14 protein-coding genes are annotated in these 13,686 nt (G+C 72.4%); 7 read left to right on the top strand and 7 right to left on the bottom strand.

The window, feature by feature from the left end; translation table 11 throughout:
- The first annotated feature begins 109 nt into the window (after nt 1-109).
- Together ACIA77_RS33040 and ACIA77_RS33035 are read left to right on the top strand one after the other, a co-directional pair.
- Entirely contained in the window at nt 110-775 is a 666-nt protein-coding gene (locus tag ACIA77_RS33040) for a hypothetical protein (RefSeq protein ID WP_395889952.1), read from the top strand.
- Complete coding sequence (locus ACIA77_RS33035) at nt 772-2,031, top strand: alpha/beta hydrolase fold domain-containing protein (protein ID WP_395889951.1); 1,260 nt, start codon at nt 772-774, stop codon at nt 2,029-2,031. Before ACIA77_RS33040 ends, ACIA77_RS33035 begins: the two co-directional genes overlap by 4 nt.
- Before the next feature lie 310 nt (nt 2,032-2,341).
- Here the strand turns inward: ACIA77_RS33035 and ACIA77_RS33030 are convergent, their stop codons facing one another.
- Nucleotides 2,342-3,055 carry a transglycosylase family protein gene (locus ACIA77_RS33030; RefSeq protein ID WP_395889950.1) on the bottom strand — a complete coding sequence of 238 codons (714 nt, stop codon included), beginning with the start codon at nt 3,053-3,055 and terminating at the stop codon, nt 2,342-2,344.
- A gap of 368 nt (nt 3,056-3,423) precedes the next feature.
- Nucleotides 3,424-4,095 (bottom strand): Crp/Fnr family transcriptional regulator, encoded by a 672-nt coding sequence (locus ACIA77_RS33025; RefSeq protein WP_395889949.1) that lies wholly within the window; start codon nt 4,093-4,095, stop codon nt 3,424-3,426.
- Nucleotides 4,096-4,152: 57 nt separating this feature from the next.
- On the opposite strand from ACIA77_RS33025, the gene ACIA77_RS33020 reads away from it, so the two are divergent.
- Entirely contained in the window at nt 4,153-4,470 is a 318-nt protein-coding gene (locus ACIA77_RS33020) for a YciI family protein (RefSeq protein WP_395889948.1), read from the top strand.
- 11 nt (nt 4,471-4,481) lie between these two features.
- Nucleotides 4,482-4,913: a DUF6086 family protein gene (locus ACIA77_RS33015; RefSeq protein WP_395889947.1), complete on the top strand. Its 432-nt coding sequence runs from the start codon at nt 4,482-4,484 to the stop codon at nt 4,911-4,913.
- A 33-nt stretch (nt 4,914-4,946) separates the two neighbouring features.
- On the opposite strand, the gene ACIA77_RS33010 is transcribed toward ACIA77_RS33015, so the two are convergent.
- Nucleotides 4,947-5,519 carry a TetR/AcrR family transcriptional regulator gene (locus tag ACIA77_RS33010; RefSeq protein ID WP_395889946.1) on the bottom strand — a complete coding sequence of 191 codons (573 nt, stop codon included), beginning with the start codon at nt 5,517-5,519 and terminating at the stop codon, nt 4,947-4,949.
- 48 nt (nt 5,520-5,567) lie between these two features.
- Here ACIA77_RS33010 and ACIA77_RS33005 point away from each other — a divergent pair, with 48 nt between their 5' ends.
- Nucleotides 5,568-6,986 (top strand): cytochrome P450, encoded by a 1,419-nt coding sequence (locus ACIA77_RS33005; RefSeq protein WP_395890056.1) that lies wholly within the window; start codon nt 5,568-5,570, stop codon nt 6,984-6,986.
- Nucleotides 6,987-6,994: 8 nt separating this feature from the next.
- Here ACIA77_RS33005 and ACIA77_RS33000 read toward each other — a convergent pair whose 3' ends face one another.
- The 3 genes from ACIA77_RS33000 to ACIA77_RS32990 all read right to left on the bottom strand — a co-directional run bounded on the left by ACIA77_RS33000 (nt 6,995) and on the right by ACIA77_RS32990 (nt 9,446).
- Entirely contained in the window at nt 6,995-7,939 is a 945-nt protein-coding gene (locus tag ACIA77_RS33000) for a PLP-dependent cysteine synthase family protein (protein ID WP_395889945.1), read from the bottom strand.
- 81 nt (nt 7,940-8,020) lie between these two features.
- Complete coding sequence (locus tag ACIA77_RS32995; protein WP_395889944.1) at nt 8,021-8,989, bottom strand: GNAT family N-acetyltransferase; 969 nt, start codon at nt 8,987-8,989, stop codon at nt 8,021-8,023.
- 19 nt (nt 8,990-9,008) lie between these two features.
- Nucleotides 9,009-9,446 (bottom strand): MerR family transcriptional regulator, encoded by a 438-nt coding sequence (locus ACIA77_RS32990; protein WP_395889943.1) that lies wholly within the window; start codon nt 9,444-9,446, stop codon nt 9,009-9,011.
- A 28-nt stretch (nt 9,447-9,474) separates the two neighbouring features.
- Here ACIA77_RS32990 and ACIA77_RS32985 point away from each other — a divergent pair, with 28 nt between their 5' ends.
- Both ACIA77_RS32985 and ACIA77_RS32980 read left to right on the top strand, forming a co-directional pair.
- Nucleotides 9,475-10,170 carry a methyltransferase domain-containing protein gene (locus ACIA77_RS32985; RefSeq protein ID WP_395889942.1) on the top strand — a complete coding sequence of 232 codons (696 nt, stop codon included), beginning with the start codon at nt 9,475-9,477 and terminating at the stop codon, nt 10,168-10,170.
- A gap of 89 nt (nt 10,171-10,259) precedes the next feature.
- Nucleotides 10,260-11,936 (top strand): phospholipid carrier-dependent glycosyltransferase, encoded by a 1,677-nt coding sequence (locus ACIA77_RS32980; protein ID WP_395889941.1) that lies wholly within the window; start codon nt 10,260-10,262, stop codon nt 11,934-11,936.
- Nucleotides 11,937-11,940: 4 nt separating this feature from the next.
- Here the strand turns inward: ACIA77_RS32980 and ACIA77_RS32975 are convergent, their stop codons facing one another.
- The gene (locus tag ACIA77_RS32975) at nt 11,941-13,686 is read right to left on the bottom strand and encodes an FtsX-like permease family protein (RefSeq protein WP_395889940.1); all 1,746 of its coding nucleotides are present in this window, start codon (nt 13,684-13,686) and stop codon (nt 11,941-11,943) included.

Here is a 13,686-nt window from a genome sequence, read left to right as displayed (position 1 = left end):
ACTCCGGCTGGACCACGCGAAGTGACCCCGCCGACGGGACGTGCCGCGGGCCTCGCGCCGCGCACGATTCCGGGCATCGCAGGTGAACCCCGAGATCGGAGTGACCGCCATGCCCCGTCCACCCGTCGCCGACCCGAACACGCTGGTGCGGTTCGGAATCCTCGCGCTGCCGCTGGGCAACGCGCTCAAACTCGTCGGCAACCTGGGCACGTTCGACAGCGTCGGCTACGGCGTTCCCGTGTCGGCCGAGGCGGCGATCGCGGCCGGGCCGGGCTTCTTCCTGGGCAACCTGACCGGCAGCATCACCGCCGTCCTGTTCGGACTGTTCGGCGTGCTGGCGCTGTTCGGGTTCCTCGTGACCCGGGCGAGCGAGCGGCTGGTCGTCCCGGCGCTGGTGTGCTCGGTGCTCGGCTCGGGGTTCACGCTGGCGGCGCTGGGTGTGATCACGTACGCGATCCCCGCGCTGGCTCACGCGTACCAGGCCGGTGACCCGGGCGCGATGGCCGTGGCCGACGGGTTCTTCACCTGGCCATCCGGCGCGATGCTGTACCCGGCTGTGCTCGTGCCGATCGGATTGCTGCTGTTCTGCGTCGCACTGTGGCGGTCCACGCCGGTGTCCCGCGCGGCCATCATCACCGCCGCGGTCTCCGGGATGCTGATCTCCGTCCCGGTGCCGATCCACTCGATCCGGCTCGCCGGTGGCGTGCTGGGGCTGCTCGCGGGCGCCTGGCTCGCTTTCGTGGTGCGACGCGATCTTGCCCGGAGCCCGAAATGACGCGCCCCGGCCCGCTGCCGACCCTCGCGGCGCTCGCCGGGCTCGGTGCCGCCGCGATCCAGGCCGCGACCGTCCCGGTGCTGTGGGGCGTCACGCCGGCGTACGCGATTCTCTTCGCCGTCCTCGCCGCCGCCCAAGTCGGTACGCTCCCGCGGCCGCGACCGGCCGCTCTCGCGGCGGGCGCCGGGCTGGTGGTCTGGGTGCTCGATCGCGTGGTGGACGTCCTGCCGGGCCCGAGCCCGTGGCAGGCGGCGGACACGGCGTTGGGAGTCACCGACTGGCTGGCCGCGGCGCTGCAGGCGCTCGCGCTGCTGGGGTTTCTGATCGCCGGCTTCCGGGCATCGCGCCCCGGCCGATCCCGCGCGCTGCGGGTGACGGCGTGGCTGGCCACCGCGCCGGTCGCCGTCCTGGTGCTCGCCATTGCGGCCGCCGGTGTCGTGACCGCGTCGGCCGGCGCGCGGTCGAGCGACGGCGCGAGGACCGTCGAGTACTGCCGTCCGGCCGGGATCCCGCTGCACCTGGACCTCTACCCGCCCGCCGGCCTCCGGCACGCGCCCGTGGCCGTGTACCTGCACGGCGGTGGGTTCATGCTCGGCGACCGCCGACCCGGCGGCGCCGGGGCCGCGCTCGCCAACTCCGACGGCGCGCTCTTCCCGCCGCTGCAACGGGAACTCACCGCCCGCGGCTTCGTCGTGGCGTCGATCGACTACCGTCTGCTGCCGGCCGCGGCCTGGCCCGCGCCGATCGACGACGCCCGGTGCGCCATCCGGTTCCTCAAGGCCCACGCGGGCGAACTGCGCATCGACCCCGCGCGGATCGGCGTGTGGGGCAGCAGCGCCGGGGGCACCCTGTCCGCGCTGCTCGGCACGGCCGCTTCCGCCGACCGGACCAGCTCCGTGGCCGCGGTGGTCGACATGTTCGGCCCAGCCGATCTCACCCACCTGGACGCCGCCGATCCCGCGCAGCGCCTCATCGTCCACATCGGACTCGGTGACGACGCGGCCACCCGGCGCTCGGCCAGCCCGGACCGGTACGTGACGCCGCACGCGGCGCCGACGCTGATCCTCCAGGGTGACGAGGACTTCGTCCGCCCGCAGTCGGCGGAGTTCGCGCAACGGCTGCGGGCCGCCGGCGTGCCGGTCACCTCCGTGCTGGTCCACGGCACCGGCCACACGCTGGACACACCCGGCCAGAGCCCCGGTCCGGCACAGCTGACCACGCTCGTCGCCGACTTCCTCACCACCGCTCTGCGGTGACGGCTCAGGTCCTGGTTGCGGTCAGCTTGGCGCCACTCGCATCCACGACCGGCGGACTGTCCACTTCGTCCATCGCGGCGAACCGCAAGCCGTGGCGGATCAGGACCGCGGGGCCGACGTCCGGGATGAACGCGGTGTAGGCGGGTCGCTGTTCCCATCACCTGGGCCCGCCTACACCGCTACCGGCCGCCGGGTCACTCACCGGCGGCGCCCGAGCGCACCGTCTGCGAGGAGTACCGGCGGCTCGCCATCCGCGTCCGCATCGCCCGGGGGAATGCGATGCCGACGCGAGGGGCGGTCCGTGACCCGGTTACTTCGTGGCGATCTTCTGGCCGACCAGGATCAGGTCGGCGTTCGGGATGAACGCCGCGTTCATCTGCTGCAGCCGCTGGTAGCCGCCGGAAACGCCGGCCTTCTTGGCGATGCCCGACAGGGTGTCACCCGCGACGACGGTGTAGTCGCCGTTCGGGTTCGACCGGGTCGCGGCGGCCGCGGGGGCGGTCTTCGGAGCAGCCTTGGGCTTCGCCTGGGACTTGACCCGCGTCTGCGCCTTCGGCGCGGCCTTGGACTTCTTGGTGTGCGTGGTCGCCGCCTCTTCCGAGGCCGCGCCGCCACCCTGGCCGGCGAAGTTGGAGAACGCGGCGGGGCCGGAGCCGCCGTGGCACTCCCACGGCGCGCTGCCCGACTTGGCGTAGATCCGGTCCGCGACGATCTGCTGCTGGGCCGGGGTGGCCTTGTCCGCGGTCGGGGCGAACTGGCCACCGCCGTTGGCGAGCCAGGTCTTCGTCACGATCTGGAACAATCCGGCGGGGCGGCCGGCGCGCTGGCCCGCCGCGGTGTTGTTGACCACCGTCGGGTTACCGCCGCTCTCGCACTTGACGATGCCGGCCTGACCGGGGAAGGCGTTGGCCGCGCCGGCGCCGGCGATGCCGATCCCGCCGAGCGTGGCGCCCGCGAGAGCCGCGGTCGCGCCGGTGCGCTTCAGAACTGTCTTCGTGTGGCTGGGTTTGCTGTGACGTCCCACGGTGGGTGGGCTCCTTCTCACTCTCACACCGAGAGCCCGTCTTCACGCCCAGGCAGGGTCGCGGGTGTCGGTGGTTCGCGGTGGCTTCCGGCCGCTGATCCTCGGGGTAGATCGCAGGTCACCGCGAAAGCACGTGGAGGTTACGAACGGGAAACGGCGGATGTACAGCGACCGTGGCAATGGACACAGATCATCAATTCGCGTGACTATCGGACGACAGTGCGTCACAGCTTAGACTGGCTATCCGGACAAAAGATCTTGGCTCAACCGCACCGAAAATCGCGCCGAGAAGACATCAATCACACGACACCCCAGGCCGTTGCCCATTTACTCACAGCGAAGTCAGATTGTTGGCAGCTGGCCATCGCTCAGCCGAGACCACGGCTCGCGCGACGGGCCAGCAGTTCCGGCGCGAGGATCACCACGGCGCCGGGTTCGACGCGGACGAGCTCCTCGGCGGCGAGCGTTTTCAGCGCGCGGTTGACCGAAACCCTCGTCGTCCCGATCGCTTCGGCCAGGCCGTGCTGCGCGCCCGGCAGAACCACCCTGGAACCGGTCCCGGCGGCCGTGCGCACGAGCCACGCGGCGGTGCGCGTGGTGGCATCGGCGAAGCTGGTGAGCGCGAGGTTCTCCTGTTGTTCGCGCAGGTGACGGGCGAGGTGCACCAGCACGTGCCGGCGCGCGGCCGGGACGTCGTCGACGACCGCCAGCACCGCACTCGCCGGGACGAGACGCACCGTCGCGCGCGTGGCCGCCGACCACGTGGCCGTGTGCCTGCCCCCGTCGAGCACCGCGGCTTTGTCCACCGCGCACGGCGCCGGGAACTCCCCCAGCCGCAGCCGCCGGCCGTCTTCGGTCTCGTGGGTGGCCGTCAGCAGCCCGGCCTCCACGACGATCAGGTGCCGCGCCGGCCGCCCCCGCGGCGCCACCACTTCCCCGGCCGCCACGGCCCGCACCACCGACCCGGCGGCGAGCCGCGCCCGCCGGCCGGCGTCGAGCGTCGCGAACAGGGGCACGGTCGCCAGCACGTCGGAGGTCATGAACGGCAGTATCACGTGATACAGCGGCCGCCCGCCCGGCGCTTCTACCGTCACCCCATGTTCGTCCTGGAACTCACCTTCGACGCCGACCCCCGCCGCCTCGCCCCCCGCACCGCCCACCGCGCCCGCCTCGCCGCCCTGCACGCCACCGGACGGCTCGTCCTGGCCGGCCCGTGGCGCGACGATTCCGGCGCCCTCCTGATCTTCCGCACCGACCGCGCGACCCTGGACGCGATCCTGGCGGCCGACCCGTACTACACCACCCCGGCGTCACCGTCACCGCCTTGCGCGAGTGGGCGCCGATCGCCGATGAAATCGATCGCCGCTGATCGCGTGGCCGAGTACGGTCACGTCGCCCGCGGCCGCCGAGTGTGAGGGGTCCTCGGATGAGCCAGAACTTCGACATCGACGACCGGACGGTGTGGAACCCGTCGAACGGCGTCGGCCTGCTGTTCGTGCGCTCCTCCGACGCGCTGGCCCCGATCGTCGACCTGCCCACCGGCATCAGTCCCGCGCACCGCGGCGCGAACGCCGACGAATGGGTGATCGACCTGCCGGTCTTCACCGCGTTCGTCGACGCACTCGTCGACCGCTGCCAGCGCTCGACCCACCCGATCCTGCGGTCGTTGCTGGAGGGCTTCCTCGCCACCGCCCTCGTGCTGGTCCACCGTGGCGGGAGTGAGGTCCCGGCGCTGGGGAAACCTCCGGGCCCTGACGCCAGCGACCACTCGGCGTCGGCGGGCGGTCCGATCGATCGCGCTCCGGCGGGCAGGCTGGCCGAACTCCGAGCCGTGCACGACCTGGCGATGCCCGGCTGATCGCGCCGGACCGCCGCGCGAGGCTCGCCGACGTCAGGGGGTGACGTCGACCGCGGCGAAGAGGGTGCGGACGCAGAGGTCACGCAGTTCTTCCTGCGTGACTTTCGGTTCGTCGAGCCAGTCGAGGATCAGCTTGGCGACGAAGGCCAGCCAGCCGCGCACGGCCAGGCGGGTGGTTTCGGTGACGGGGCGCAGCAGGCTGACCGCGGCGAGGATGCGTTCGGCGTTCGCCGCCATGCCGGCTTCGCGGATTTCCCGGATCTCGCGGTCGGCGTCGCCGGCGGTGCGGTAGACGATGCGGCAGCCGTCGGGGTGGGTGCGGGCGAATTCGAGGTAGACGTCGAGCCCGGCGCGCAGCTGCTCGGCCACCGGCAGCGCCGGGTCGGGTTCGCTCATCGCCAGGAGCTGGTCACGCTGCTTGCGGAGGATTTCGGCGAAGAAGTCCTTCTTCGTCGGGAAGTAGTGGTACAGCAGGCCGCGCGAAACCTGCGCGATCTCGGCGACCTCCTCGATCCACACGTCGTCGTACGGCCGGTTCGCGAACAGCCCGGCGCCGATCCCCAGGAGCTGCTCGCGTCGCTGCTGCGTGCTCAGGCGCGTCCGCATCCCCCGAGCTTACTTGACACGGGTTCAGCAGCGCGGGATCGTGGCTCTATTGGATCTGAGTTCAATAGGGGGCAACCGTGGACACCACCCGGGATTCCGCACCGGCCGGGCCGCCTGCCGGTGATCGGCGACCTGATCGGCGCCAACCCGCGCACGCCGCTGCAGGACACCGTGCGCATCGGCCGTCGGCTCGGCCCGATCTTCACCCGCAAGATCTTCGGCATCGAAATCGTCTTCGCCGGCGGCGTCGACCTGGTCACGCAGCTCAACGACGAGACGAAGTTCGGCAAACACGTCGGCCTGGGCATCGAGGGCCTGCGCGCGGTGGCGGGCGACGGGCTCTTCACCGCCCACACGAACGAACCGAACTGGCGGCTGGCTCACGACATCCTGCAACCGGCGTTCTCGGCGGACGCGATGCGCCGTTACCACCCGGTGATGCTGGAGGTCGCGCACGAGCTGACGGACGCCTGGGACCGCGCGAGCGGCCCGGTCGACGTCGCCGCCGACATGACCCGGCTGACGCTGGAGACGATCGGCCGCGCCGGCTTCGGCTACCGGTTCGGCTCGTTCGAGCGCACCGAACCGCACCCGTTCGTCACGGCGATGATCCGCGCGCTGCGGTTCGCACAGCTGCAGAACGTCAAGCTGCCGTTCGTGCGGCGCACGTTCGCCGGGTCGCCCGCGCAGAACCGGGCCGACATCGCGACCATGACGAACCTGGTCGACGAGGTCATCGAGGCCCGCCGCCGCGAAGGCGGCGAGAGCCGGGACCTGCTGGGCCTCATGCTCACCGAAGGCCACCCGACGACCGGCGAGCGCCTGGAGCCGGTGAACATCCGCAACCAGGCCATCACGTTCGTGGTCGCCGGCCACGAGACGACGTCCGGCGCGCTGTCGTTCGCCCTCTACTACCTGACGCGCCACCCCGAACTGCTGGCGAAGGCGCGCGCCGAGGTCGACGCGGTCTGGGGCGAGCGCGAACCGGAATTCGGCGACGTGGCCAAGCTGCGCTACGTGCGCCGCGTGCTCGACGAGGCCATGCGCTTGTGGCCCACCGCGCCCGGGTACGCGCGCGAAGCCCGCGAAGACGTGGTACTCGACGGCAAGTACGCGATGCGCAAGGGCGACTGGGTGCTCGTGCCACTCCCCCTCGTCCACCGCGACCCGGCCGTGTGGCCGGACCCGGAGAAGTTCGACCCGGACCGCTTCGAACCGGCCGCGGTGCGCAAACGCCCGGCCCAGGCGTACAAACCCTTCGGCACGGGCGAGCGCGCCTGCATCGGACGGCAGTTCGCCCTCCACGAAGCCGTGCTGGCCCTCGGCCTGGTCCTGCGCCGCTACGACTTCGAAGCCGACCCGGATTACGAGCTGAAGATCGTGGAATCCCTGACGCTCAAACCGAGCGGATTCACGGTGCGCCCGCGCGTCCGCGACCACGCGGCCGCCACCGCGGCAGCCACGTAGGCATCTTTTCAGTCGCCGAAGAGGCCGCCGCTGAGGTACTTCAGGCCGGTGTCGACCGCGATGGTCACGACGGTGCGGCCGGGGCCCAGTTCGCGGGCCAGGTCGATCGCCGCCACGACGTTCAGCGCGGACGAGGTGCCGGCGAAAACGCCCTCGCGCCGGGCCAGCGGCACGGCCAGGGCCCGCGCCCGGGCTTCGTCGATCGCTCTGGCCTCGTGGTAGGACGACGAGTCGAGGAGGGGCAACGGGCGGCCCGTGCCGATGCCTTCGACACCGTGCGGGCCGCCGTGGCCGGCGGTCAGCATCGGTGAGCTCGCCGGTTCCAGGGCGAGCACGCGGGGCGCGAGGCCCGCGGCGCGGAAGGCCGCCGTGACGCCCGCGAGCATGCCGCCGGTGCCGACGCCGGCGCAGAAGGCGTCGACGCCTCCGGCGCGCGTCTGCTCGACGATTTCGCGGCCCAGGCGGGCGTACCCGGTGAGGGCGTCGGTGTTGTGGAACTGGTCCGTCCACAAAGCACCGTCGCGCGCGACGATGCGGTCCACCTCCGCCCGCATCCGGTCGAACAGGTCGGGGGTGATCCGCCCGGCGTCGCTCGGGACCACGGTGAGCTCGGCGCCGAACGCGCGCATGGTGCGCAGCTTCTCCGGCGAGAAGGCGTCCGACGTGACGATCGACAGCGGATACCCCTTGACGGCACAGATGAAGGCGAGCGAGGAGCCCGTGCTGCCGCCGGTGTACTCCACGACGCGCCGGCCGGGGTACAGCTCACCGCGCCGCTCCGCGCCTTCGATCAGGGCCAGCGCCATCCGGTCCTTGTAACTCGCGGTGGGATTTCCGCCTTCCAGCTTCACGAGCACGTCCGCGGCCCCCTCGGGGACGAGGTGCGCCAGCCGCAGCAGCGGCGTGTCCCCGATGGCGTCGATCGTGGACGACACGATGTCCCTTGGCTTCATCGAAGTCGCCTCCCTCGAACTCCCGCTCCTCTCAAGACACGTCGCGCGAACACCGGTGAACGTTGCGACATCCGGCGGACGTCAGACCTCGAGCGCCCAGCGCACGAACCGCCTCGCCGCCACGAACCGGGCCCGCTCGAAGAGCCCGGCCCCTCCGAAGGGGCGCGAGGAGTCGACGTTCGCGCTGGCGCGGTCGTACCCCTCCGCGGCGGCGCCGCGCAACGCGTGGGCGATCAGCGCGCTGGCGACGCCCCGATTGCGGTCTTCCCGGCGCGTTCCGATGACCATGAAGTGCGCGTCGCGGATGCCGGTGAGGGCCACGTCGCCCTCCCACGTGAGGGTGACCAGTACGCCGGCCGCGGCGCCGCCGGTGCCGTGCCGCAGCAGGAAACTGAGCTCCGGCCGGAAGGTGTGGTTGGTGATCTTGTTCTGCCACGCGTCGAGAGTCATCGGCGCCGCACCCCAGTGGTCCCGGTACGCGGCGTTGCGGGTGGCCAGGAAATCCCCGGCGTTCTCGGGAGACCACGGCTCGAGCACCAGCCCCTCGGGGACCACGACGGCGGGAAGCGCATCACCGAGCGGGTGCTCCACGCGCTGGAAGTAGCGCACCGGCACGAAACCCTGCGACCGCACGAGTTCGGCCACGCCGGCGATCTGCTCGGCCTTGTGGACGTCCACCGCGAGCCGCGACGCCGGGTGGTGGCGGGCGTGCACCGCCTTCGCCGCCGTCACGCCGGCTTCCACGAGCGTGGTGCCGACGCCCCGGCGGCGGTACCCGGGATGGACGCCACCGTCGAGGAAAACGCGGTGGACCTCCTCGGCCGGCGGCTTGAACTGGATCTTCATGAAGCCCACCAGCACGTCGCCGTCGAAGGCGGCGAGGCTCGCGCGCTCCAGGTCCGTGTACGGATCGATCAGCTCCTGGAGGGTGTCCTGCGCGGTGTAGTTCTCGCCGAGCCCGTCCACGGTCTCCATGGCGTTGAGCAGGTCGGCCGACGCTTGGGCGTCCTCGCGGGTGAGCGGGCGCCACGTGAGAGGTCCTTCGAACACGCGACGGACGGTAGCCGCGCTACGAACGGGCTGTCACGTCGTTTTCCGGCGGACCCGCGGTGCGGCTGCCGACCATCTCCACGACGCGGGCCTGGTAGGTCGGGCAGGTCGCGATGTCCTCGTGCGAGCAGTTCAGCGCGGCCTCGACGAGGTCGAGCGCCGACTGCAGCGCCGCGATCCGGTCCTGCAGCGCACTTCGGTTGCGCCGCAGCACGTCTTTGCGGGCGGCGGTGTGGATCGAGCCGAGGAACTCCCCGATGTCCGGCAACCCCAGGCCGGCTCGCTTCATCTCCACGATCGTGCCGACCCGCACCAGATCGGCGCGCGTGTAGCGGCGGCGCCCGCCCTCGACGCGGGCCGGCGCGAGCAGGCCCACGGACTCCCAGTGCCGCAGCACGTGCGCCGGCAGGCCGAAGTGCTCGGCCACTTCGCCGATCGCCATCGGACTTGACTTCATGTCGGCATTAAGTCAAACCATGAGGGGCATGTCCAGTTTGCTCACTGTCCTCGACGCCGGCGACGCGTTGCCCGCGGCCGTCGAGTTGCGCACCCGTTCCTACGAACTGCTCGGCGACGTCACCGGCCGCACGGTGGTCGACGTCGGCTGCGGCGGCGGCCGCGCGGTCGCCGAACTGGCCGGCCGCGGAGCCCGCGCGATCGGCGTCGACGCCGACCCCGAGATGATCGCCGTGTGCCGGGAACGCCTGCCGGGTGGCGAATTCCACGTCGGCGACGCGTACGCGTTGCCGCTCGAAACCGGTTCGGTCACCGGTTACCGCGTGGACAAGGTGCTGCACCTGCTCGACGATCCGGCTCGGGCCGTCGCCGAGGCCCGCCGGGTGCTCGCGCCCGGCGGGCGGGCGGTGCTGCTCGGTTCCGACTGGGACACGATCGCCGTCGATTCGGACGACCCCGAGACCACCCGCCGTCTGGTGCACGCGAAGGCCGACTCGTTCCCGTCGCCCCGCGTCGCCCGGCACCACCGCGCCCTGCTGCTCGACGCCGGTTTCACCGACGTGACCGCCGAGGCGCGCTCCCTCGTGCTCACCGACGACACCGCGCTCGCCCTGCTGCGCCGCATCACCGACGACGAGAGCTGGCTCGCCGAGCAGGCCGAACGCTTGCGGGCGAACCGGATCTTCGTCGCCGTGCCGATGGTCCTCGTCGCCGGACAGGGCTAGGACCGCACCCGCGCCGCGCGAGCGCCGGGGCTTGCCGGACCGGCCGTAAACTCCGGGGGACCTGTTCTCCCGCCTGGAAGGATCCCGGGTTGTCGTCCCCCACGAGCCGGCTGTCGAGCGCGGCCGAGGCGACCCCGGAGCACCGGCCGGGGCGGTTCGCGGGGCTGCGGCGGCACCGGCGATGGGCGTTCGCCGTCGTCGTGGTGGCGCTCCTGGTCCAGATGGCGGCCGCGATGATCACGACGGCGGTGGAGCAGACGCCGACGATCGATGAGCCCGTGTACGTGGGCACGGCGGTCGTCTACCTGGAGCAGCACAGCCTGCGCTACAACCCGGAGCACCCGCCGCTGGGCAAGCTGATCATCGCGAGCGGCCTGGCTTTCGCCGGCGTGCACCTCGACCCGGCCTTCACCGGCGACCAGACGCAGCTCGGCCGGCACGTGCTGTACGAGTCCGGCAACGACCCCGGCCGGCTGATGCTGCTCGCCCGGTTGCCGATGATCGTGCTGACGCTGCTGTTCGGGCTGGTCGTGTTCGCGTTCGCGCGGGATCTGGCCGGCCCGGTCGGCGGGGTGGTGGCGCTCGCGCTGTACGCGTTCTTCCCCGACGTCATCGCGAACGGCTCGCTGGCCACGCTCGACGTGCCGGTGGCCGGGTTCCTGCTGACGGCCGTCTGGCTGGTGTGGCGGGCCCGGCGCCGGCCCCGGCGTTACCTCCCGCTCGCGGGACTCGCCCTCGGCGTGGCGCTCGCGACGAAGATGAGCGCGCTGCCCGCGGTTCCGATGGTGCTGCTCCTGGTCGTGGTGTCCGTCTGGCGCGCGCCGGACGAGCGTGCGCCGAATCGCGCGATCCGCGTCCTCGCGGCGCTCGCCGGGGTCGGGCTGGTCGCGATCGCCGTGGTGTGGGTCGCGTACCTCGCCGTGGATCCGCGGTTGCGCTGGGCGACGCCACCGAACCTGCCTGCCCTTCACGGCCTGCGCGGCCTCGCCGACTGGCTGCCGCTGCCGAAGCCGTACCGCGACGGGCTGCACCTGCAGTTCGGCTTCGAAGACCAGGTGTGGAGCGGCTTCCTCTTCGGCCGCCACTACTACGGTCCGCTGTGGTACTACCTGCCGGCCGCGCTGCTGGTGAAGACGCCGCTGGGCGCGCTGGCACTGTGGCTGGCCGGTGCCGTGGTGCTGCTGGCAGTCCCCGGGCTGCGCCCGGCCGCGCCGTACGTCCTCGTTCCCGCGGCTGTGCTGCTGGCCGTCGCGATGACCGGCAGCCGCGACTTCGGCACCCGGTACACGGTCTTCCTGCCGATGTTCCTGGCCGTCGCCGCCGGCGGGGTGGTCGTCCTGCGTCGCCGCTGGACGCGCGTCGCGGCAGCGGCCCTGCTCGTCTTCGCCGCGGTCAGCTCGGTGCGCGCGTTCCCCTACTACTTGCCGTACTCCAACGAAGCCTTCGGCGGCCCCGCCGAAACCCACCTGCGCCTGCACGATTCCAACGTCGACTGGGGCCAGGACCTGGGCCGCCTGGCCGACCGCCTGCACCAGCGCTACCCCGGCGAGCGCACCTGGCTCGTCTACAAGGGCGCGGGCGTGCCGTCCTTCTACGGCATCGACGCCGCCGACCCGCTCCGCGTCCCCCCGGACCAGGTCCACGGCCTGCTCGCCGTCTCCGACTCGTCCATCGCCAAGGCCGACGCCCACCTCGCCGCGCTGATCGGCAGCAGCACCCCGATCGACGAAGTCGGCCACTCGATCACGATCTTCCGCCGGCCGTAACGGTTCAGGCCGGTTCGAGGGCGCGCCCGGCAGGCTTGCGGGTGTGCACCCAGGCGGGCACGGCGGTCAGGATTCCGGCCGCCAGCAGGATGCCGAGCCCGGCGGCCAGCAGCCACGTTCCCGGCGGCACGACCATCTTCGGGTTGAAGAACGAGTACAGCCCCATCCCCGCCGGCATCCCCACCACCACGGCCGGCACCGCGGGCAGGAGCTGCGCCGTGCACAACGCTGCGACGACCTGGCCGGGTGTGGCGCCGAGGGTGCGGGTGACCGCCAGGGCGCGCCGGGCCTGCACCGCCGTGCTCCAGCCGACGAACACCGTGTTGAGCGCGGACAGCGCCACCAGCGCGAGGGTGACGCCCGCCAGCACCTGATCGGCTCTTCCCTGTACCGCAGTGAGGGCGGGACTGGCCGGTCCCGGAGTCGCGCGGTAGGCGAGCAGCGCGGTGACCGTCACGCTGATCGTGGCCGTGCCGATGGCGGTCAGCACCGCCCGGCCGGGGCGGCGGACGAGCAACCGGACACCGACCAGGAGCGAAGTGGGCAGGTACGCCGTCAGCCCGGTCAGCCGCGGCCGGTGCACCGGTTCGGCGAGCGCGTGCACGGTGCTGGTGCGCGCGGCGCGCACGACGGGGCCGAGCGTCCCGGCCGCGACGACCACGACGGCGAGGAACACCGCGGCCGCGACGATTCCGGCGGACGGCGGCCCCGTGGTGACGAGCAGCCCGGCACTGGGATCGGCCAGCGCGGGCGCGGTCAGGGTGCCGACGGTCAAGCCGAGCACCGCGGCCAGGGCGGTCAGCAGCAGGTACTGCGCCAGCAGCACCGCGGCGACCGTGCGCGGCCCGGCGCCGACCGCCTTGAGCAGCCCCGCTCGCCGGTTTTCCCGCGTGGCGCGGACAGCGGCGAGCGCGGCGAGGGTGACGATCGCGGCCGCGGCGAGCAGCCAGCCGCCGACGACGAGGTCGGGCTCGGTGTCCCTGACCAGGTTCGTGTCCGTCTGCAGGACGGTCTGCCAGGTCCGCACGCCGACCGACGCGTCGCCCCGGCGGTCGTGGGTGAACACGGTGTCGCGCCAGCGGAGGGGCTCGGCAGGGTCGGTCAGTTTCACCTGGACGAAGTACACAGTGGACGCGTCACCCGCCGCCGCGTGCGCATCGGCAGTGGTGAGCCAGATCCGGCCACCGTAGTCGTGCGGTCCGGCTCCCTGGGCCCAGTCGCTCCACGGGTACACCGGGGTGGCCGCGCTGATCGCGAGCCCGACGACCGGATATCGGCGCCCGCTGATCGTGACCGGGTCACCGACGCGCACTCCCAGCGCCTCCGCGAAGCCGCGTTCGAGGACCGCACCACCGGTCCGCACCCAGGTCCCGGACGTCACCAGTGGACGGTCCACAGTAGACGGCGCGCTGTCTCGCCCCTCGACCGACGAACGCGCCGTACGTCCGTGCGCCGCCACGGTGGTGTCGAACGCGAACACCGGGTCGGCCCGCTCGGCCACGCCGGGCGCGTTCGCGAGGCGCGCGGCGAGGTCCGACGGGTCCGCGGCCGTCGTGATGGCCGTGATGTCGGGACCGGCGGTGGCCTCGCGCGTCTTGAGGTACCCCGTCTCGACGGCGCTGCCACTCGCCAGTCCCAGGGTCAGGGCGGCGGTCGCGACGGTGACGGCGAACAGGAACATCACGGCTTCGCCCGGACGGCGGCGCAGGTCTCGTGTCGCCAGTCGCCACATCAGGAGCAGTCGCCCCAC

This window comes from Amycolatopsis sp. NPDC051903, from assembly GCF_044452505.1.
Taxonomy (GTDB): Bacteria; Actinomycetota; Actinomycetes; order Mycobacteriales; family Pseudonocardiaceae; genus Amycolatopsis.
This window is presented reverse-complemented; position numbering and strand designations above follow the sequence as displayed.

What these genes read in the sequence shown, in the direction of transcription:
- ACIA77_RS33040 (WP_395889952.1), top strand. Translation starts at nt 110, where the DNA reads ATGCCCCGTCCACCCGTCGCCGACCCGAACACGCTGGTGCGGTTCGGA.
- ACIA77_RS33035 (WP_395889951.1), top strand. Translation starts at nt 772, where the DNA reads ATGACGCGCCCCGGCCCGCTGCCGACCCTCGCGGCGCTCGCCGGGCTC.
- ACIA77_RS33025 (WP_395889949.1), bottom strand. Translation starts at nt 4,095, where the DNA reads ATGACCTCCGACGTGCTGGCGACCGTGCCCCTGTTCGCGACGCTCGAC.
- ACIA77_RS33020 (WP_395889948.1), top strand. Translation starts at nt 4,153, where the DNA reads ATGTTCGTCCTGGAACTCACCTTCGACGCCGACCCCCGCCGCCTCGCC.
- ACIA77_RS33015 (WP_395889947.1), top strand. Translation starts at nt 4,482, where the DNA reads ATGAGCCAGAACTTCGACATCGACGACCGGACGGTGTGGAACCCGTCG.
- ACIA77_RS33010 (WP_395889946.1), bottom strand. Translation starts at nt 5,519, where the DNA reads ATGCGGACGCGCCTGAGCACGCAGCAGCGACGCGAGCAGCTCCTGGGG.
- ACIA77_RS33000 (WP_395889945.1), bottom strand. Translation starts at nt 7,939, where the DNA reads ATGAAGCCAAGGGACATCGTGTCGTCCACGATCGACGCCATCGGGGAC.
- ACIA77_RS32990 (WP_395889943.1), bottom strand. Translation starts at nt 9,446, where the DNA reads ATGAAGTCAAGTCCGATGGCGATCGGCGAAGTGGCCGAGCACTTCGGC.
- ACIA77_RS32985 (WP_395889942.1), top strand. Translation starts at nt 9,475, where the DNA reads ATGTCCAGTTTGCTCACTGTCCTCGACGCCGGCGACGCGTTGCCCGCG.